Raw genomic sequence first — 13,327 nt, 5'->3', positions numbered from 1 at the left:
TCGCGCCATGAACAAGCGCTATTACATCACCACTGCCATCGCCTACCCCAATGGCCGGCCGCACATGGGCCATGCCTATGAGGCGATTGCGACCGACGCCATCGCCCGTTTCAAACGTCTCGACGGCCATGATGTGCGCTTCCTTACAGGCACCGACGAGCATGGGCTGAAGATCGCCCAAGCGGCGCGCGCTGCAGGCGTCGAACCCCGCGACTATGTCAACGGCACCTCGCAGCCGTTCATCGATCTCGATCGCCAACTCGGTGTCAGCTTCGATCGCTTCATCCGGACGACCGACGAGGATCACAAGGCGCTTTGCCAGGACCTGTGGCGCCGTATTGCCGCCAATGGCGACATGTATCTCGGCCGCTACGAAGGCTGGTACTCGGTTCGCGACGAGGCCTATTACGACGATGCCGAGCTGGTCGCCGCCGAGGATGCGCAGGGGCAGCCGGTCAAGCTGTCACCGCAGGGCACACCCGTCGACTGGACGGTCGAGGAGAGCTGGTTCTTCAAGCTGTCGGCTTATGCCCAACCCTTGCTCGACCTTTATGCCAACAACCCTGATTTTGTTGCGCCGGTCAGTCGTCTCAACGAGATGCGGGCGTTTGTTGCCGGCGGACTTTCGGACCTGTCGGTGTCTCGCACCAGTTTCGACTGGGGTGTGCCGGTGCCCGATGCGCCGGGCCATGTCATGTACGTCTGGCTCGATGCGTTGGCCAACTACCTCACCGGAGCCGGGGGCATCGATGGCGAATGGTGGCCGGCCGACCTCCATGTCATCGGCAAGGATGTCGTGCGTTTTCACGCGGTCTATTGGCCCGCGTTCCTGATGTCGGCCGGCATTGCCCTGCCGAAGAAAGTGTTCGGCCATGGTTTCCTGCTCAATCGCGGCGAGAAGATGTCGAAATCGGTCGGCAATGTCGTCGACCCGGGTGAGATGGCCGATCGCTTCGGCGTCGATCGCCTGCGCTGGTTCCTGCTGCGCGAAGTCGCCTTCGGCGAGGACGGTAGCTACAGCGACGAGGCCATCGTCGAGCGGACCAACGCCGATCTTGCCAATGGCATCGGCAACCTGGCGCAGCGGGCGCTGTCGATGGTCGCCAAGAACCTGGGCGGCGTCATGCCGGCGCCGGGCGACTTTGAGGGTATCGAGGCACTGTCGGACAGCATTGCCGCGCTGACCGAAGCTTATTTTGCTGCTATGAATAGCCTGCAACTGCATCGTGCGCTGGAGGCGGTGATGGGCATGGTGTCCGCCACCAACGGCTTTTTTGCCGAGGCAGCGCCGTGGAAGCTTGCCAAGACAGACACCGACGCCATGGCCGGGGTCCTGGCGGTGACGCTCGATGCCACGCGGCGTATCGTGCTGCTGGTCCAGCCCTTCATGCCGGATTCTTCGTCGACGTTGCTCGACCAGCTGGGTGTCGAAGTCGGGGCGCGCGATTTCAACGCCAAAGACGTAATTGTTCCCGCCGGAACACAGCTGCCGACGCCCAATGGCGTGTTCCCGCGCTGGTCGGAATTAGCGTGACGACGGCGCCGGTTCTGCGCTGGGCGACCGAGGCCGATCTGCCGGCGCTGCGCGCGATGATGGCGCGCGCGATCGCCGAGCTGCAGCGCGAATTCCTGTCGCCCGCCGAGGTCGAGGCCAGCAAGGCAATGATGGGCCTCGATACGCAGCTGATAGCCGACGGCTGCTATGCATTGGCCGAGCTCGACGGGCAGCTCGCCGGCAGCGGCGGCTGGAGCCGGCGCGCCACACTATACGGCGGCGACCACAGCGCCGGTCGCGATGCGCGGCTGCTCGATCCGGCGACCGAGCCGGCACGGATCCGCGCCATGTACACCGATCCGGCGTTTGCCCGTCGCGGTATCGGGCGCGCCGTCCTCCAGGCCTGCGAGGCGGCAGCACGCGAAGCCGGTTTCCGGCGCGTTGAGCTGATGGCAACGCTGGCGGGGCAACCGCTGTATCTTGCCGCGGGTTTCACACCCATCGAACGCATCATCGACAGCAACGGTGCGGTACCGGTGCCGCTGGTCCGCATGGGCAAATCGCTATAGGGCAGGGGCCATGCTCATCGACAGCCATTGCCACCTCAACTATCCCGGCCTGCGCGAGGACGTGCCGGGCGTCCTCGGCCGCGCCCGCGCTGCCGGTGTCGGCGGGTTCCTCGGCATATCCACGAAGCGCGGCGAATGGGGCGAGGTCATCGCCCTGGCCGATGCCGAGCCCGATATCTGGGCCACGGTCGGGATTCACCCGCACGAAGCCGACATGCATCCCGATACCGACGCAGCGACACTGATCGATGCGACGCGCCATGCTCGCGTCGTCGGCATCGGTGAAACCGGGCTCGACTATTTCTACGACAAGAGCGACCGCGATCGGCAACGCGCCAGCTTTCGCGCCCATATTCTCGCGGCGCGCGCCACCGGCCTGCCGCTGATCGTTCACACGCGCGATGCCGAGTACGATACGCTGGCGCTGCTGAAAGAGCCGGGCGAGGGCGTGCTGCGCGGCGTCATCCACTGCTTCACCGCAAGCCAGGCCTTTGCCGAAGAGGCACTTGCACTGGGTTTCTACATCTCGCTGTCAGGCATCGTCACCTTCAAGAATGCGCGCGACCTGCAGGCGACGGCGCTGACCATTCCCGCCGACCGGCTGCTTGTCGAAACCGATGCGCCATTCCTCGCGCCCGTCCCGATGCGCGGCAAGGTCTGCGAGCCGGGCTTCGTCGCCCACACCGCGCGCTTCGTTGCCGACCTGCGCGGGGAGGGGGTCGAGACGCTCGCTGCCAGCACCAGCGCCAATTTCCACCGTCTGTTTGCCAAGGCGCTGCCGGCAACGTGAAAGTTACGATCCTGGGTTCGGGCACATCGAGCGGCGTGCCTCGCATCGGCGGCCCCGACGGCGCCGGCGACTGGGGCGCTTGCGACCCGGCTGAGCCCAGGAACCGGCGCCGGCGGGTGTCGATCTTGGTCGAGCATGATAACCAGACCCTGTTGATCGACACCGGACCCGACCTGCGCGAGCAATTGCTTTCCGCGCGGGTGGCCCATCTCGACGCGGTCTTCCTCACCCACGACCATGCCGATCACGCCCATGGCATCGACGACCTGCGCCAGGTCTTTCACGCCATGGCCGCGCCAGTCGCCTGTTTCGCCTCGCCGGCAACCTGGGCTGTGCTGCGCCCGCGCTTCGCTTATGTCTTCGAAGGCACGAATTTCTACCCGCCGACCTGCACCGCGACCGATCTCGATGGGCCGGTAAGTGTTGGCGCGATGCAGGTGACGCCATTCCCGCAGAACCACGGCAACATCGATTCGGCCGGCTATCGCATCGCGGCGGCGGGCAGGGCGCTCGCCTATTCGACCGATGTGAAGGCGCTTGATGCCCGCGCCGATGCCGCGCTGGCCAACCTCGACCTGTGGATCGTCGATGCACTGCGCCGCACGCCGCATCCGACCCACAGCCATCTGGCGCAGACACTCGACTGGATCGGACATTATCACCCGCGCCGGTCGGTGCTGACGCATATGGACCAGTCGATGGACTACGCCACTCTGTGCAAAGAACTGCCCGCCGGCGTCGAGCCCGGCTATGACGGGCAGGTGCTGATGCTTGACGAACCAGCGGGCCGCTGAAGTCTCAGGCGATCCGCAGCCAGGCATAGAGCAGCGCCAGCGCAAAGGCCGTGGCCGAGGCGGCGACCACAGCGACGAGCGGGCGGGGGCCGGACTTCATGATCTCCGCCAGCGGCGACCGAATTGCCGTTGCAGCGACCGAGACCGCCAGCATGACAGCCGCGGTTTCTGCTGCAAAACCGGAAACTTGCGCCGGAATCACGCCTGTCGAATTGACACCGGCGACAGCAAAGAAGCCGAGCACGAACCACGGCACCAGCGGCGGCTTCCTGGCGCCGCCGGTGACCTCTAGCTTCGCGGGAAACAACAACGCGATGATGGCCAGCACCGGCGCCAGCATCGCGACCCGCGCCAGCTTGACGATCGTCGCGGTCTCCCCGGCGGCGGGCGAAAAGGCATAGCCCGAGCCCAATGCCTGGGCGACATCATGGACCGAGGCACCGAGGAAATAGCCGGCCTGGGCGTCGCTGAACTGCAGCGCATGGGCGACGGGTGGGTACAGTACCATGGCCAGCGAACTCATGGCCGAGATGCCGACCAGTACAAGGGTCAGTTCGGCCTGGCGGACGCGGCTTTCGCCAAGTGTCGCCGACAACGCCATGGCCGCCGAGCCACCGCAGATGGCGACAGCGCCGCCCGAAAGGATACCGAACGGCATGGTAAAGCCCATCGTGCGCGCAACAATGGCACCGGTGGCGATCGTCGCGGCGATCGTGACGACGACCATCACCAGCGCCTCAGGGCCAAGTGCGACGATCTGGGCAAAGGTGATGCGAGCACCGACGAGGACGATCGCCCAACGCAGCAGCTCACGTGCCGCCAGCGTCAGGCCCGGCGTCAAGCGACTGTCGGCCGACAGGAAGTTCAGCGCCAGGCCGATCAGCAGCGACATCAGCGTGAGCGGCGCGCCGTAGCGGCTGGTCAGCGTCGCAGCCGCCATCGTGGCGAGGCCCGCGACCATCAGGCCGGGAATATAGCCGGTCAGCCCGACCTTTGGCGTCGGTTCGATATCACCGAACAGGTCGGCGGCCTGGGGAATGGGGCGGTTCGACATCGCCCGAAGTCGTTAAGCCACCGGCGCGCTACGGCCAAGGCTGATATTATTTAACATAATATATATTATCGGGATAACATCATCGACGAAGGGGGTGACTCCGGCGACGCCTTCCGGCACATCCCCGCCATGGCCGTGCCCCTCTCGCTCGAACGTCTTGCCGATATCATGGCTCGGCTGCGTGATCCCGACAACGGCTGTCCCTGGGACCTGGCGCAGGACTTTGCCACGATCGCGCCTTACACGATCGAGGAAGCCTATGAAGTTGCCGAGGCCATCGCCGGCGGCGACATGCCGGAATTGAAGAAGGAACTCGGCGACCTGCTGTTTCAGGTGGTGTTTCACAGCCGCATGGCCGAGGAAGCCGGCCACTTTGCCCTGGGCGACGTTGTCGCCGCCGTTTGCGACAAGATGGAACGTCGCCATCCACACATCTTCGGCACCGGCACCGCTGCGACCGATGCCGGCGCGCAGAAGCTGGAATGGGAGGCCATCAAGGCAGCCGAGCGCGCCGCTGCCGGCGTCGCGGACAAGCCGGTCTCGGCGCTCGACGGCGTCGCGCTCGCCCTGCCCGCATTGATGCGCGCCGAAAAGCTGCAGTCGCGCGCCGCCCGCGTCGGCTTCGACTGGCCCGACATTGCCGATGTCCGCGCCAAGGTCGACGAGGAGCTCGCCGAGCTCGACACAGCCATCGACGCCGATCACCGCCGCGAGGAAGCCGGCGACCTGTTGTTCGTCATCGTCAATCTGCTGCGCCGCCAGGGCATCGACCCCGAGGACGCGCTGCGCGCCGGCAGTGCCAAGTTCGAGCGCCGCTTTCGAGCCATGGAGACCCTCGCGGGCGCCAGCTTTCCCGATCTCGATCTCGATGCTCAGGAGGCGCTTTGGCAGCGGGTGAAGGCGAGCGAACGGGCATGATCGAGCCCCTATCCGCGGCGCTCCTGCCACCCGGTGTTCGCGCACGGCATGTCCACAACGTCAACGGCCTGTCGATGCATGTCCTCGAAGCCGGATATGAGGACAGCGGCCGCCCGATGCTGTTGCTCCTCCACGGCTTTCCAGAGCTTGCTTACAGCTGGCGGCATGTCATGCCGGCGCTCGCCGCCGCAGGCTATCATGTCGTGGCGCCCGATCAGCGTGGCTTTGGCCGCACGACGGGCTGGCCGCCGGGTTATGACGTCGATCTCGATCCTTTCCGGATGATCGGCCTCGCTACCGATGCACTGGCGCTGGTCGATGCCTTGGGGCGGCGGGAGGTTGCCGCCGTCGTCGGCCATGATTTCGGCTCGCCGGTGGCCGCCTGGTGTGCGATCGCCCGTCCGGACGTGTTCCGCGCCGCGGTGCTGATGAGCGCCCCCTTCCCCGGAACGCCGCGCCTCGCCGCCACTGCGGTGCCCGACGAGATCCACCGGCAACTCGCCGCATTGCCGCGTCCGCGCAAGCATTATGTCGGCTATTATGCGACCCGGGATGCCGATGCCGACATGCACGCGGCGCCGCAAGGATTGTCGGCGTTCCTGCGCGCCTACTACCACGCCAAGAGCGGTGACTGGGCCGGTAACGTCCCCTTCCCGCTCGCGGCCTGGACGGCAGCCGAGCTGGCCCGGATGCCCACCTATTACATCATGGATGCCGCCGCCGGCATGGCGGCGACCGTCGCGCCAATGATGCCGTCGCCCGTAGAGATCGCAGCCTGTCAGTGGCTGACCGACGCCGAACTGGCAGTCTATACGGGCGAGTATGTCCGCACCGGCTTCCAGGGCGGGCTGAACTGGTATCGCGCAACCATCGACGGCCGCAATCTTGGCGAGCGTCTGTTTGCCGGGCGCCGCATCGACGTGCCCTGCATTTTCATCGCCGGTGCGCGGGATTGGGGCATTCACCAGCGCCCGGCAGCGCTCGCCGCCATGGAAGGGCGTGCGTGCAGCAACTATCGCGGCACGGTACTGGTCGAGGGTGCCGGCCATTGGGTGCAGCAGGAGCGCCCCGACGACGTCGTTCGCGCCATCCTCGGCTTCATGGCAGCAGTGTAATGGCGACGCCGGCGACGGCGCAGCCCATCACGACGACGAGCGGCGGCAGCCGATATCGCACGAGCGCCAGCAGGGCCAGGGCGGCAACGATCACTTCGACAATACCGACAAGGGCGTTGGTCGCGACCGGTGTGAAGAGGGCCCAGCCGAGCACGCCGACGACCGCGGCGTTGGCACCGCGGATCGCCGCGCGTACCCCGGCTCGGCCTCGCAGCCGGTCCCAATGGGGCACCGTGCCGAGCACCAGCAGCAGTCCTGGCAAAAAGATCGCCACTGTCGCCAGGATGGCACCGCCAGGGCCGGGTGTCGCCAGCGCGCCGAGATAAGTCGCAAAGCCGAACAAGGGACCGGGCAGCGCCTGTGCGATGGCATAGCCGGCAAGAAACGCCTCCTCCGAGACGAACGACGGTACCACCCGCGCCTCCAGCATCGGCAGCACGACATGACCGCCGCCGAACACCAGCACTCCCGACCGGTAGAAGGCGTCGAACAGCCCGGCCCAGCGCCAGCCGGCCGCCGCCAGGATCGGCCCGCCGACAAGCAGCAGCATCAACAATGCCAATGCCGCGACGCCAACCCGGCGGGAGACGCCGGCCGCGGGCGCGGTAGCAAAATGGCCCGGCGCATTGCACAGCCATCGGCCCAGCAGCGCGCCGACGACGATCGCCAGCAACTGCCCGGAACCGCCACCCAGCAGCGCGACGATGATCGCCGCCAGAACCGCTAAACCCAGCCTGACGGCGTCGCTCGCCTGCGTGCGCGCCATATCGAACACCGCCTGCGCGACGATCGCCACTGCGGCAAGTTTCAGCCCATGTATGATCCCGGAGCCGACCGGCCCCGCCAGCGTCGCCAGGCCGCACGCCGCCGCATACATCAGCAGTGCCGATGGCAGCGTGAATCCCACCCAGGCCGCGATGCCGCCGGCGAGGCCGGCATGGCGCAATCCTATGGCAAAGCCGAGCTGCGACGATGCCGGCCCGGGCAGGAACTGGCAGATTGCCAGCAATTCGGTGAAGTCGTCGGTATCGAGCCAGCGCCGACGCTCGACGATTTCGCGGCGAAAAAAGCCGATATGGGCGAGTGGCCCGCCGAAACTGGTCATTCCCAGACGCAGGAATGTCCAGAAGACCGGACCGATCACCTCAGCGCTGCGAAACGTTCCCGATCGGCGTCGCTCAATCGCACTTGCAGGGCGATGCCGTCGTCATTGCTGCTGCGCCCGATGACCTCGCCATGCTCGTGCAGCCAGGCGAGCCGCCGCCCATCACCGGCCCCCAGCTGGAATTCGTGCACATGGGTGCCGGCGCGCAGCAATATGTCCATGCGTTCGCGCAGCGCGTCGAGGCCTTCGCCGGTCAGTGCCGATACCATCACCGCATCGTCACCGACCCGGCCGGCGAGCGCTTGGCGTTCCTCCGCGTCCATCGCATCGATCTTGTTCCAGACCGTCAGCAACGGCACGCGCTTCAACTCGTCAGCCAGGCCCAGCCCGCTCAGCACGCCGGCGACATCGGCAGCCTGGGCCTCGCTGTCGGGGTGCGAGATGTCGCGGACATGGACGATGAGGTCAGCTTCGGTCACTTCCTCCAGCGTTGCGCGAAAGGCGGCAACGAGCTGCGTCGGCAGGTCGGAAACGAAGCCGACAGTGTCGGACACCACGACCTTGTCATGGCCGGGCAGCTTGATCGCCCGCATCGTCGGGTCGAGCGTGGCGAACAGCAGGTCCTCGGCCCGCACCTCGGCGCCGGTGAGACGGTTGAACAGCGTCGATTTGCCGGCATTCGTGTAGCCGACCAGCGCGACGACCGGCCATGGCGCCTTCTGCCGTTGCCGCCGATGCAGCCCGCGGGTGCGGCGCACATCCTCGAGTTCGGCCTTCAAGCGCACGATCCGATCGCGGATCAGCCGCCGGTCGGTCTCGATCTGGCTTTCACCGGGGCCGCCCATGAAGCCGAAGCCGCCGCGCTGCCGTTCGAGGTGGGTCCAGGACCGCACCAGGCGGCTCGCCTGATACTGGAGATGTGCCAGCTCGACCTGCAGCGTGCCCTCGCGCGTGCTGGCACGTTCACCGAAGATCTCGAGAATGAGGCCGGTGCGGTCGATGACCTTGGCCTTGAGATGCTTTTCGAGGTTGCGCTGCTGGATCGGCGAGACGGCACCATCGATGACTACGAGCTGCGCGTCATGCGCCGCGACCGCAGCCGCAAGCCGCTCGATCTGGCCCTTGCCGAACAGGGTCGACGCGCTTGCCCCGCGCAGCTTCACGACTTCCGAATGGACGACGTCGAGAGCGATGGCCTGCGCCAGCCCTTCGGCCTCGGCCAGGCGCGCCTCAGGCGAACGGATCGCCGGCACGCCGCCCTTGGCCTCCTTCACCGGCAACACGACGACCGTAGGCGCGCCGAAGCGTACGCCCTTGCTATCGTCCCAGATCTGCCCCCCGGCAGGATGTGATGAGGTCAATCGGTATCGCCTTCGTCTTTTTCGGCATCGAACAGCTGCACCGGCGATGCGGGCATGACCGTCGAGATCGCGTGCTTGTACACCAGCTGGGAATGTCCGTCGCGGCGCAACAGCACCGAGAAATTATCGAACCATGTGATGACGCCCTGAAGCTTCACGCCGTTGACGAGAAACATGGTGACCGGCGTCTTGGTCTTGCGGACGGCGTTGAGAAAGACATCCTGCAGGCTGTTGGATTTGTCGGCCATGGTAAGCCCCTTTCCGAATCTTGTTGGCGGCAGGTTTCCCACCGCGATCGCCTCGTTGCCCGGCGTCGGCTGCCGCACCGGAAAGGCGCGACACCCAAAGGATAGGGTGGCGACGGCCGCTTCTCAATGGGGCGAATGACCAAGGTCGCCGATTACTCGATGTCGGCCTCGGTATCTTCCAACGGGCCATCGGACAGGCCGAGCGCCTTCAGCTTGCGATGCAGCGCCGACCGCTCCATGCCGATGAAGGCGGCAGTTTTGGAGATATTGCCCGAAAAGCGCCGGATCTGGGCGCGGAGATATTCGCGCTCAAAAGCTTCTCGTGCCTCGCGCAGCGGCGTTCCCATGATGGAACGCACCGCCTGTCCCGGGACCAGCTTTGCCGGCTCTGCCGTGACTTCCGCCGGCAGCATGTCGATGTCGAGGCTGGCCATCCGCTCAGGCGGCGCCAGGATCAGCGTGCGCTCGACGACATTGCGCAGCTGCCGGACATTGCCCGGCCAGTCATAGGTCTGCAGCGCCGCGATCGCATCGTCGGTCAGCGTCGGCGGCGACACCCGGCGTTCGGCGGCGTAGCGCGTCAGGAAGTACTGGACGAGCTCGGCGACATCCTCTCGGCGCTCGGCCAACGACGGCAGCCGGACGGGGACGACATTGAGCCGATAGTAGAGGTCCTCTCGGAACCGCCCCGCCGCGATCTCGGCAACCAGATCGCGCGACGTCGCGCTGATGACGCGGACGTCGACGCGCACCCAGCGTGACCCGCCGACCCGCTGGAAAATCTGCTCGGTCAGCACGCGCAGGATCTTTGCCTGCGTCGGCATCGGCATGTCGGCGACATCGTCGAGGAACAGCGTGCCGCCATGGGCCTGCTCGAACAGGCCCGATCGCACCAGATGACCATTCTCCTCGACGCCGAACAGCGCTTCCTCGACCCGCTCGGGCGTCATCCGCGCCGCGCTGACGACCACGAAGGGCGACGAGTCGCGTGGGCTCCATTGGTGCAGCAGCCGCGCCGCGACCTCCTTGCCCGACCCTGCGGCGCCGGTGATCAGCACGCGGCTGCCGGTGGCGGCGACGCGCTTGAGCGTCGCGCGCACGGCGTTGATCTGCGGGCTCGACCCCGTCAACTCGGTATCGAAACCGACGCGCTCCTTCAGCGCCTCGAACTCGCGCTTCAGCCGCTCGGTCTCGGTCGCCCGGCGCACCACCAGCAGCAGTTGCTCGGATTGAAACGGCTTCTCGATGAAGTCATAGGCGCCGCGCTTGATTGCTGCGACGGCCGTTTCGATGTTGCCGTGGCCCGAAATCACCACCACCGGCAGGGTCGGCTCGCGCCGCTTGATCTCGTCGAGCAACTCGATGCCGTCAAGCCGCGAGCCCTGCAGCCAGACATCGAGAACGATCAGCGACGGCCGCCGCTCGGCCAATGCGGCCAGCGCGCCGTCGCTGTCACCGGCGGTTCGCGTGCCATAGCCTTCGTCGTCGAGGACGCCCGCGATCAGGTCGCGGATATCGGCCTCGTCGTCGACGATCAGAATGTCGAGTGCCATCTAATGCTTCATCCTAGGCTGTCATCTTCAGCGCGCCCGGGTCGAGCGCGTCTGCCGTCATGGCGCGTGACAGGCGCGCGCGTGCAAAGGCGCCGCCATCAGCGGAATCGCCCAGTTCCAACGTACCACCATGGTCCTCGACGATCTTCTTCACGATCGCCAGGCCCAGCCCGGTGCCGCGCGCGCGCGTCGTCATATAGGGCTCGGTCAGGCGCTCACGGCCTTCGGTCGGCAGGCCGATGCCATTGTCGGTGACCGTCAGCGTGACGCGGCGCTCATCATCCTCAATCAGGATGTCGATCAAGCCCTCGCGTGCCAGCTGCCCCTCGCCGGTCTCGCGATCGATCCGGGCGGTGACCGATTCGGCCGCGTTCTTGATGAGGTTGGTGAGTGCGCGCGACAGTTGCTGTCGGTCGCACACCAGCGGCTCCGCCTGCCCTGCTGCGATAAAGCGAATCGCCGGATAGGCGACTTCCTGAAGCACCAGCGCCTGGCGGACGATGCGTTCCAGGCTTTCGATAGCGAACACCGGCTTGGGCAGCCGGGCAAAATCCGAGAATTCGTCGACCATGCGGCGCAAGTCACCGACCTGGCGGACGATCGTGCCGGTCAGGGTGCCGAAGGTCTCGGCATCCTCGCTGATCTGCCGGCCGAACTTCTTTTGCAGGCGCTCGGCGGCGAGCTGGATCGGCGTCAGCGGGTTCTTGATCTCGTGCGCGATGCGGCGCGCCACATCGGCCCAGGCCGCGCGGCGCTGGTCCGCCAGCTGCGCCGAGATGTCGTCGAACGTCAGCACGAAGCCACCGTCGGTCTCGTTCTCCGCGGCGATGCGCACTGACAACGTCTGGAGCTCGGCGCCGCGGGCGATCCGAACCTGGGCCGAGGCATCGCCACTGGCCTGCGCTTCTTCGAGCAAGGTCGCCAGCTCGGGCACCACCCGGTTCAGCGGTTGCCCGGTCAGCTGGATCTCGGACATCTCGAGCAGTGCGGCTGCCGAGCGGTTGGCGACGCGGATAACGCCCTTGGCCGAAATCGACAGCACGCCCGCGGACACGCCCGACAGTACCGCCTCGGTGAACTGGCGGCGAACGTCGAGCTGCTGGTTGGCGCCGACCAGCGCCTGTTGCTGCGCCTTCAGCTGGCCGGTCATGCGGTTGAAAGCCCGCGCCAGCGTGCCGATCTCGTCGGGTGACCCGCGGACCGGAACGCGCGCATCGAGATCGCCGGCACCGACGCGCTCCGCTGCCAATGCCAGTCGCGAGATCGGCGCCACGATGCGATTGGCGAGCCACAGGGCGAACCAGACGGCCACCGCCAGGGTCAGCAGCGAGACGCCCATCAGCACCAGATTAAAGCGCAGCTGCATCACCCGTGACCGTTCGATCAGCGCACGATATTCGCCGAGTGCGCCTGCCGCCTGCGCGGCGCGCGCCAGCACGACGGGATCGACCTTGCGCGTGACGTACAGAAACCGGTCCGAATTCGGTTCGGTGGCGACCACTGCCTCGATACGGTCGGTGCCCTTGGCCACCGCGACGCCGATGCCGACCTTGGCCTGGCTGAGGTCGATCCCCGACAGGCGCCGGCCGATATCGGCGGCCGGAATGCCGCTGGCGGCGATGGTCGTCAGACGGCCGTCGGATGCGCGGCTGAAAACGGCCGCTTCGGTAAGGTTCCGGCCCTGCACCTGATATTGCAGGCCTTCCCTGAATTGCTCGCTGCCCAGGCCGAACTCGCGCGCATAATTCTCGATGTCGGTGGCCATCGGCACGATATCGGTGGCCACCCGCTGCCGATTTTCCTCGACATAGGCTTGGGCGACTTCGTTCGAGCCGTCGAGAATGGTCTTCACCCGGTCGGAAAACCAGAACTGCACGCCGAACTGAAACAGCAGCGACGCGAATATGACTACGAGTACGGTGGGCACCGCCGCGATGCCGGCGAACAGCGCCACCATGCGAATATGCAGCTGCGCCCCCGCCAGCCCGGCACGACGATTGGCCAGCAATATCGCCACCCGCCGCCCGATCAGTACGACGAGCACCATCAGCGGCAACAAGTTGGCAACGACGAGCAGCGTCACCAGCCGCGGCGACACGCCGTTCACCGGCGCCGCCCCGCCGGTCAGCAGCGCATAGCTCGACCAGCCGAGGATGATGGTCAGGACGGCAGCAGCGACCTCGAGTCGCGGATAGAAATCGACCCGCCGGGTCCAGCGCTGCAGGCGTCGCCGAACCGGTCGCCAACGCGACGGCGCGGCACCCGGATCGGGAAATGCGACGGCATGTGTCATCTGCGTGACCTCTTACGGCAAAAGCGTTGCCA

Annotated in this window: 11 protein-coding genes and 1 pseudogene; 6 read left to right on the top strand and 6 right to left on the bottom strand. The window is 66.4% G+C overall.

The genetic code is table 11. The features are described 5' to 3' along the window. Positions 1-7: 7 nt before the first annotated feature. From metG to ACP7AI_RS03735, 4 genes are read left to right on the top strand one after another with little or no spacing between them, the layout of a single operon-like run. Entirely contained in the window at positions 8-1,534 is a 1,527-nt protein-coding gene (gene metG, locus ACP7AI_RS03750) for a methionine--tRNA ligase (RefSeq protein ID WP_426164219.1), read from the top strand. Positions 1,535-1,590: 56 nt separating this feature from the next. Beyond that, complete coding sequence (locus ACP7AI_RS03745; protein ID WP_426166548.1) at positions 1,591-2,064, top strand: GNAT family N-acetyltransferase; 474 nt, start codon at positions 1,591-1,593, stop codon at positions 2,062-2,064. Between the two features lie 10 nt (positions 2,065-2,074). Further along, a complete protein-coding gene (locus ACP7AI_RS03740; protein ID WP_426164217.1) occupies positions 2,075-2,854 on the top strand; it encodes a TatD family hydrolase in 780 nt (259 codons plus the stop codon). Beyond that, entirely contained in the window at positions 2,851-3,648 is a 798-nt protein-coding gene (locus ACP7AI_RS03735; RefSeq protein ID WP_426164215.1) for an MBL fold metallo-hydrolase, read from the top strand. Before ACP7AI_RS03740 ends, ACP7AI_RS03735 begins: the two co-directional genes overlap by 4 nt. 4 nt (positions 3,649-3,652) lie before the next feature. Here the strand turns inward: ACP7AI_RS03735 and ACP7AI_RS03730 are convergent, their stop codons facing one another. After that, a complete protein-coding gene (locus tag ACP7AI_RS03730; RefSeq protein WP_426164213.1) occupies positions 3,653-4,702 on the bottom strand; it encodes a YeiH family protein in 1,050 nt (349 codons plus the stop codon). A gap of 129 nt (positions 4,703-4,831) precedes the next feature. On the opposite strand from ACP7AI_RS03730, the gene mazG reads away from it, so the two are divergent. Next, the gene (mazG, locus tag ACP7AI_RS03725; protein ID WP_426164210.1) at positions 4,832-5,620 is read left to right on the top strand and encodes a nucleoside triphosphate pyrophosphohydrolase; all 789 of its coding nucleotides are present in this window, start codon (positions 4,832-4,834) and stop codon (positions 5,618-5,620) included. Beyond that, positions 5,617-6,735, top strand: coding sequence for an alpha/beta fold hydrolase (locus tag ACP7AI_RS03720; RefSeq protein ID WP_426164208.1), 1,119 nt, complete (start codon positions 5,617-5,619; stop codon positions 6,733-6,735). Before mazG ends, ACP7AI_RS03720 begins: the two co-directional genes overlap by 4 nt. On the opposite strand, the gene chrA is transcribed toward ACP7AI_RS03720, so the two are convergent. The 5 genes and pseudogenes from chrA to ACP7AI_RS03695 all read right to left on the bottom strand — a co-directional run bounded on the left by chrA (position 6,719) and on the right by ACP7AI_RS03695 (position 13,295). Further along, a complete protein-coding gene (gene chrA, locus ACP7AI_RS03715; protein WP_426164206.1) occupies positions 6,719-7,879 on the bottom strand; it encodes a chromate efflux transporter in 1,161 nt (386 codons plus the stop codon). The genes ACP7AI_RS03720 and chrA overlap by 17 nt on opposite strands. Continuing rightward, positions 7,876-9,201, bottom strand: coding sequence for a GTPase HflX (gene hflX / locus ACP7AI_RS03710; protein ID WP_426164204.1), 1,326 nt, complete (start codon positions 9,199-9,201; stop codon positions 7,876-7,878). Before hflX ends, chrA begins: the two co-directional genes overlap by 4 nt. 17 nt (positions 9,202-9,218) lie before the next feature. Next, positions 9,219-9,449 (bottom strand): annotated as a pseudogene (gene hfq, locus ACP7AI_RS03705) (RNA chaperone Hfq); the annotation flags it as partial. A 152-nt stretch (positions 9,450-9,601) separates the two neighbouring features. Further along, positions 9,602-11,002, bottom strand: coding sequence for a sigma-54-dependent transcriptional regulator (locus ACP7AI_RS03700; RefSeq protein ID WP_426164202.1), 1,401 nt, complete (start codon positions 11,000-11,002; stop codon positions 9,602-9,604). Positions 11,003-11,015: 13 nt separating this feature from the next. Next, positions 11,016-13,295, bottom strand: a complete 2,280-nt coding sequence (locus tag ACP7AI_RS03695; protein WP_426164200.1) for an ATP-binding protein — start codon at positions 13,293-13,295, stop codon at positions 11,016-11,018. Positions 13,296-13,327 lie beyond the last annotated feature (32 nt).

The organism is Sandarakinorhabdus sp. DWP1-3-1, assembly GCF_049896705.1.
Taxonomy (GTDB): Bacteria; Pseudomonadota; Alphaproteobacteria; order Sphingomonadales; family Sphingomonadaceae; genus Sandarakinorhabdus.
This window is presented reverse-complemented; position numbering and strand designations above follow the sequence as displayed.

Coding starts and splice junctions, on each gene's coding strand:
- ACP7AI_RS03730 (WP_426164213.1), bottom strand. CDS start 4,702: ATGTCGAACCGCCCCATTCCCCAGGCCGCCGACCTGTTCGGTGATATC.
- ACP7AI_RS03740 (WP_426164217.1), top strand. CDS start 2,075: ATGCTCATCGACAGCCATTGCCACCTCAACTATCCCGGCCTGCGCGAG.
- ACP7AI_RS03700 (WP_426164202.1), bottom strand. CDS start 11,002: ATGGCACTCGACATTCTGATCGTCGACGACGAGGCCGATATCCGCGAC.
- metG (WP_426164219.1), top strand. CDS start 8: ATGAACAAGCGCTATTACATCACCACTGCCATCGCCTACCCCAATGGC.
- ACP7AI_RS03745 (WP_426166548.1), top strand. CDS start 1,591: ATGATGGCGCGCGCGATCGCCGAGCTGCAGCGCGAATTCCTGTCGCCC.
- ACP7AI_RS03695 (WP_426164200.1), bottom strand. CDS start 13,295: ATGACACATGCCGTCGCATTTCCCGATCCGGGTGCCGCGCCGTCGCGT.
- ACP7AI_RS03720 (WP_426164208.1), top strand. CDS start 5,617: ATGATCGAGCCCCTATCCGCGGCGCTCCTGCCACCCGGTGTTCGCGCA.
- mazG (WP_426164210.1), top strand. CDS start 4,832: ATGGCCGTGCCCCTCTCGCTCGAACGTCTTGCCGATATCATGGCTCGG.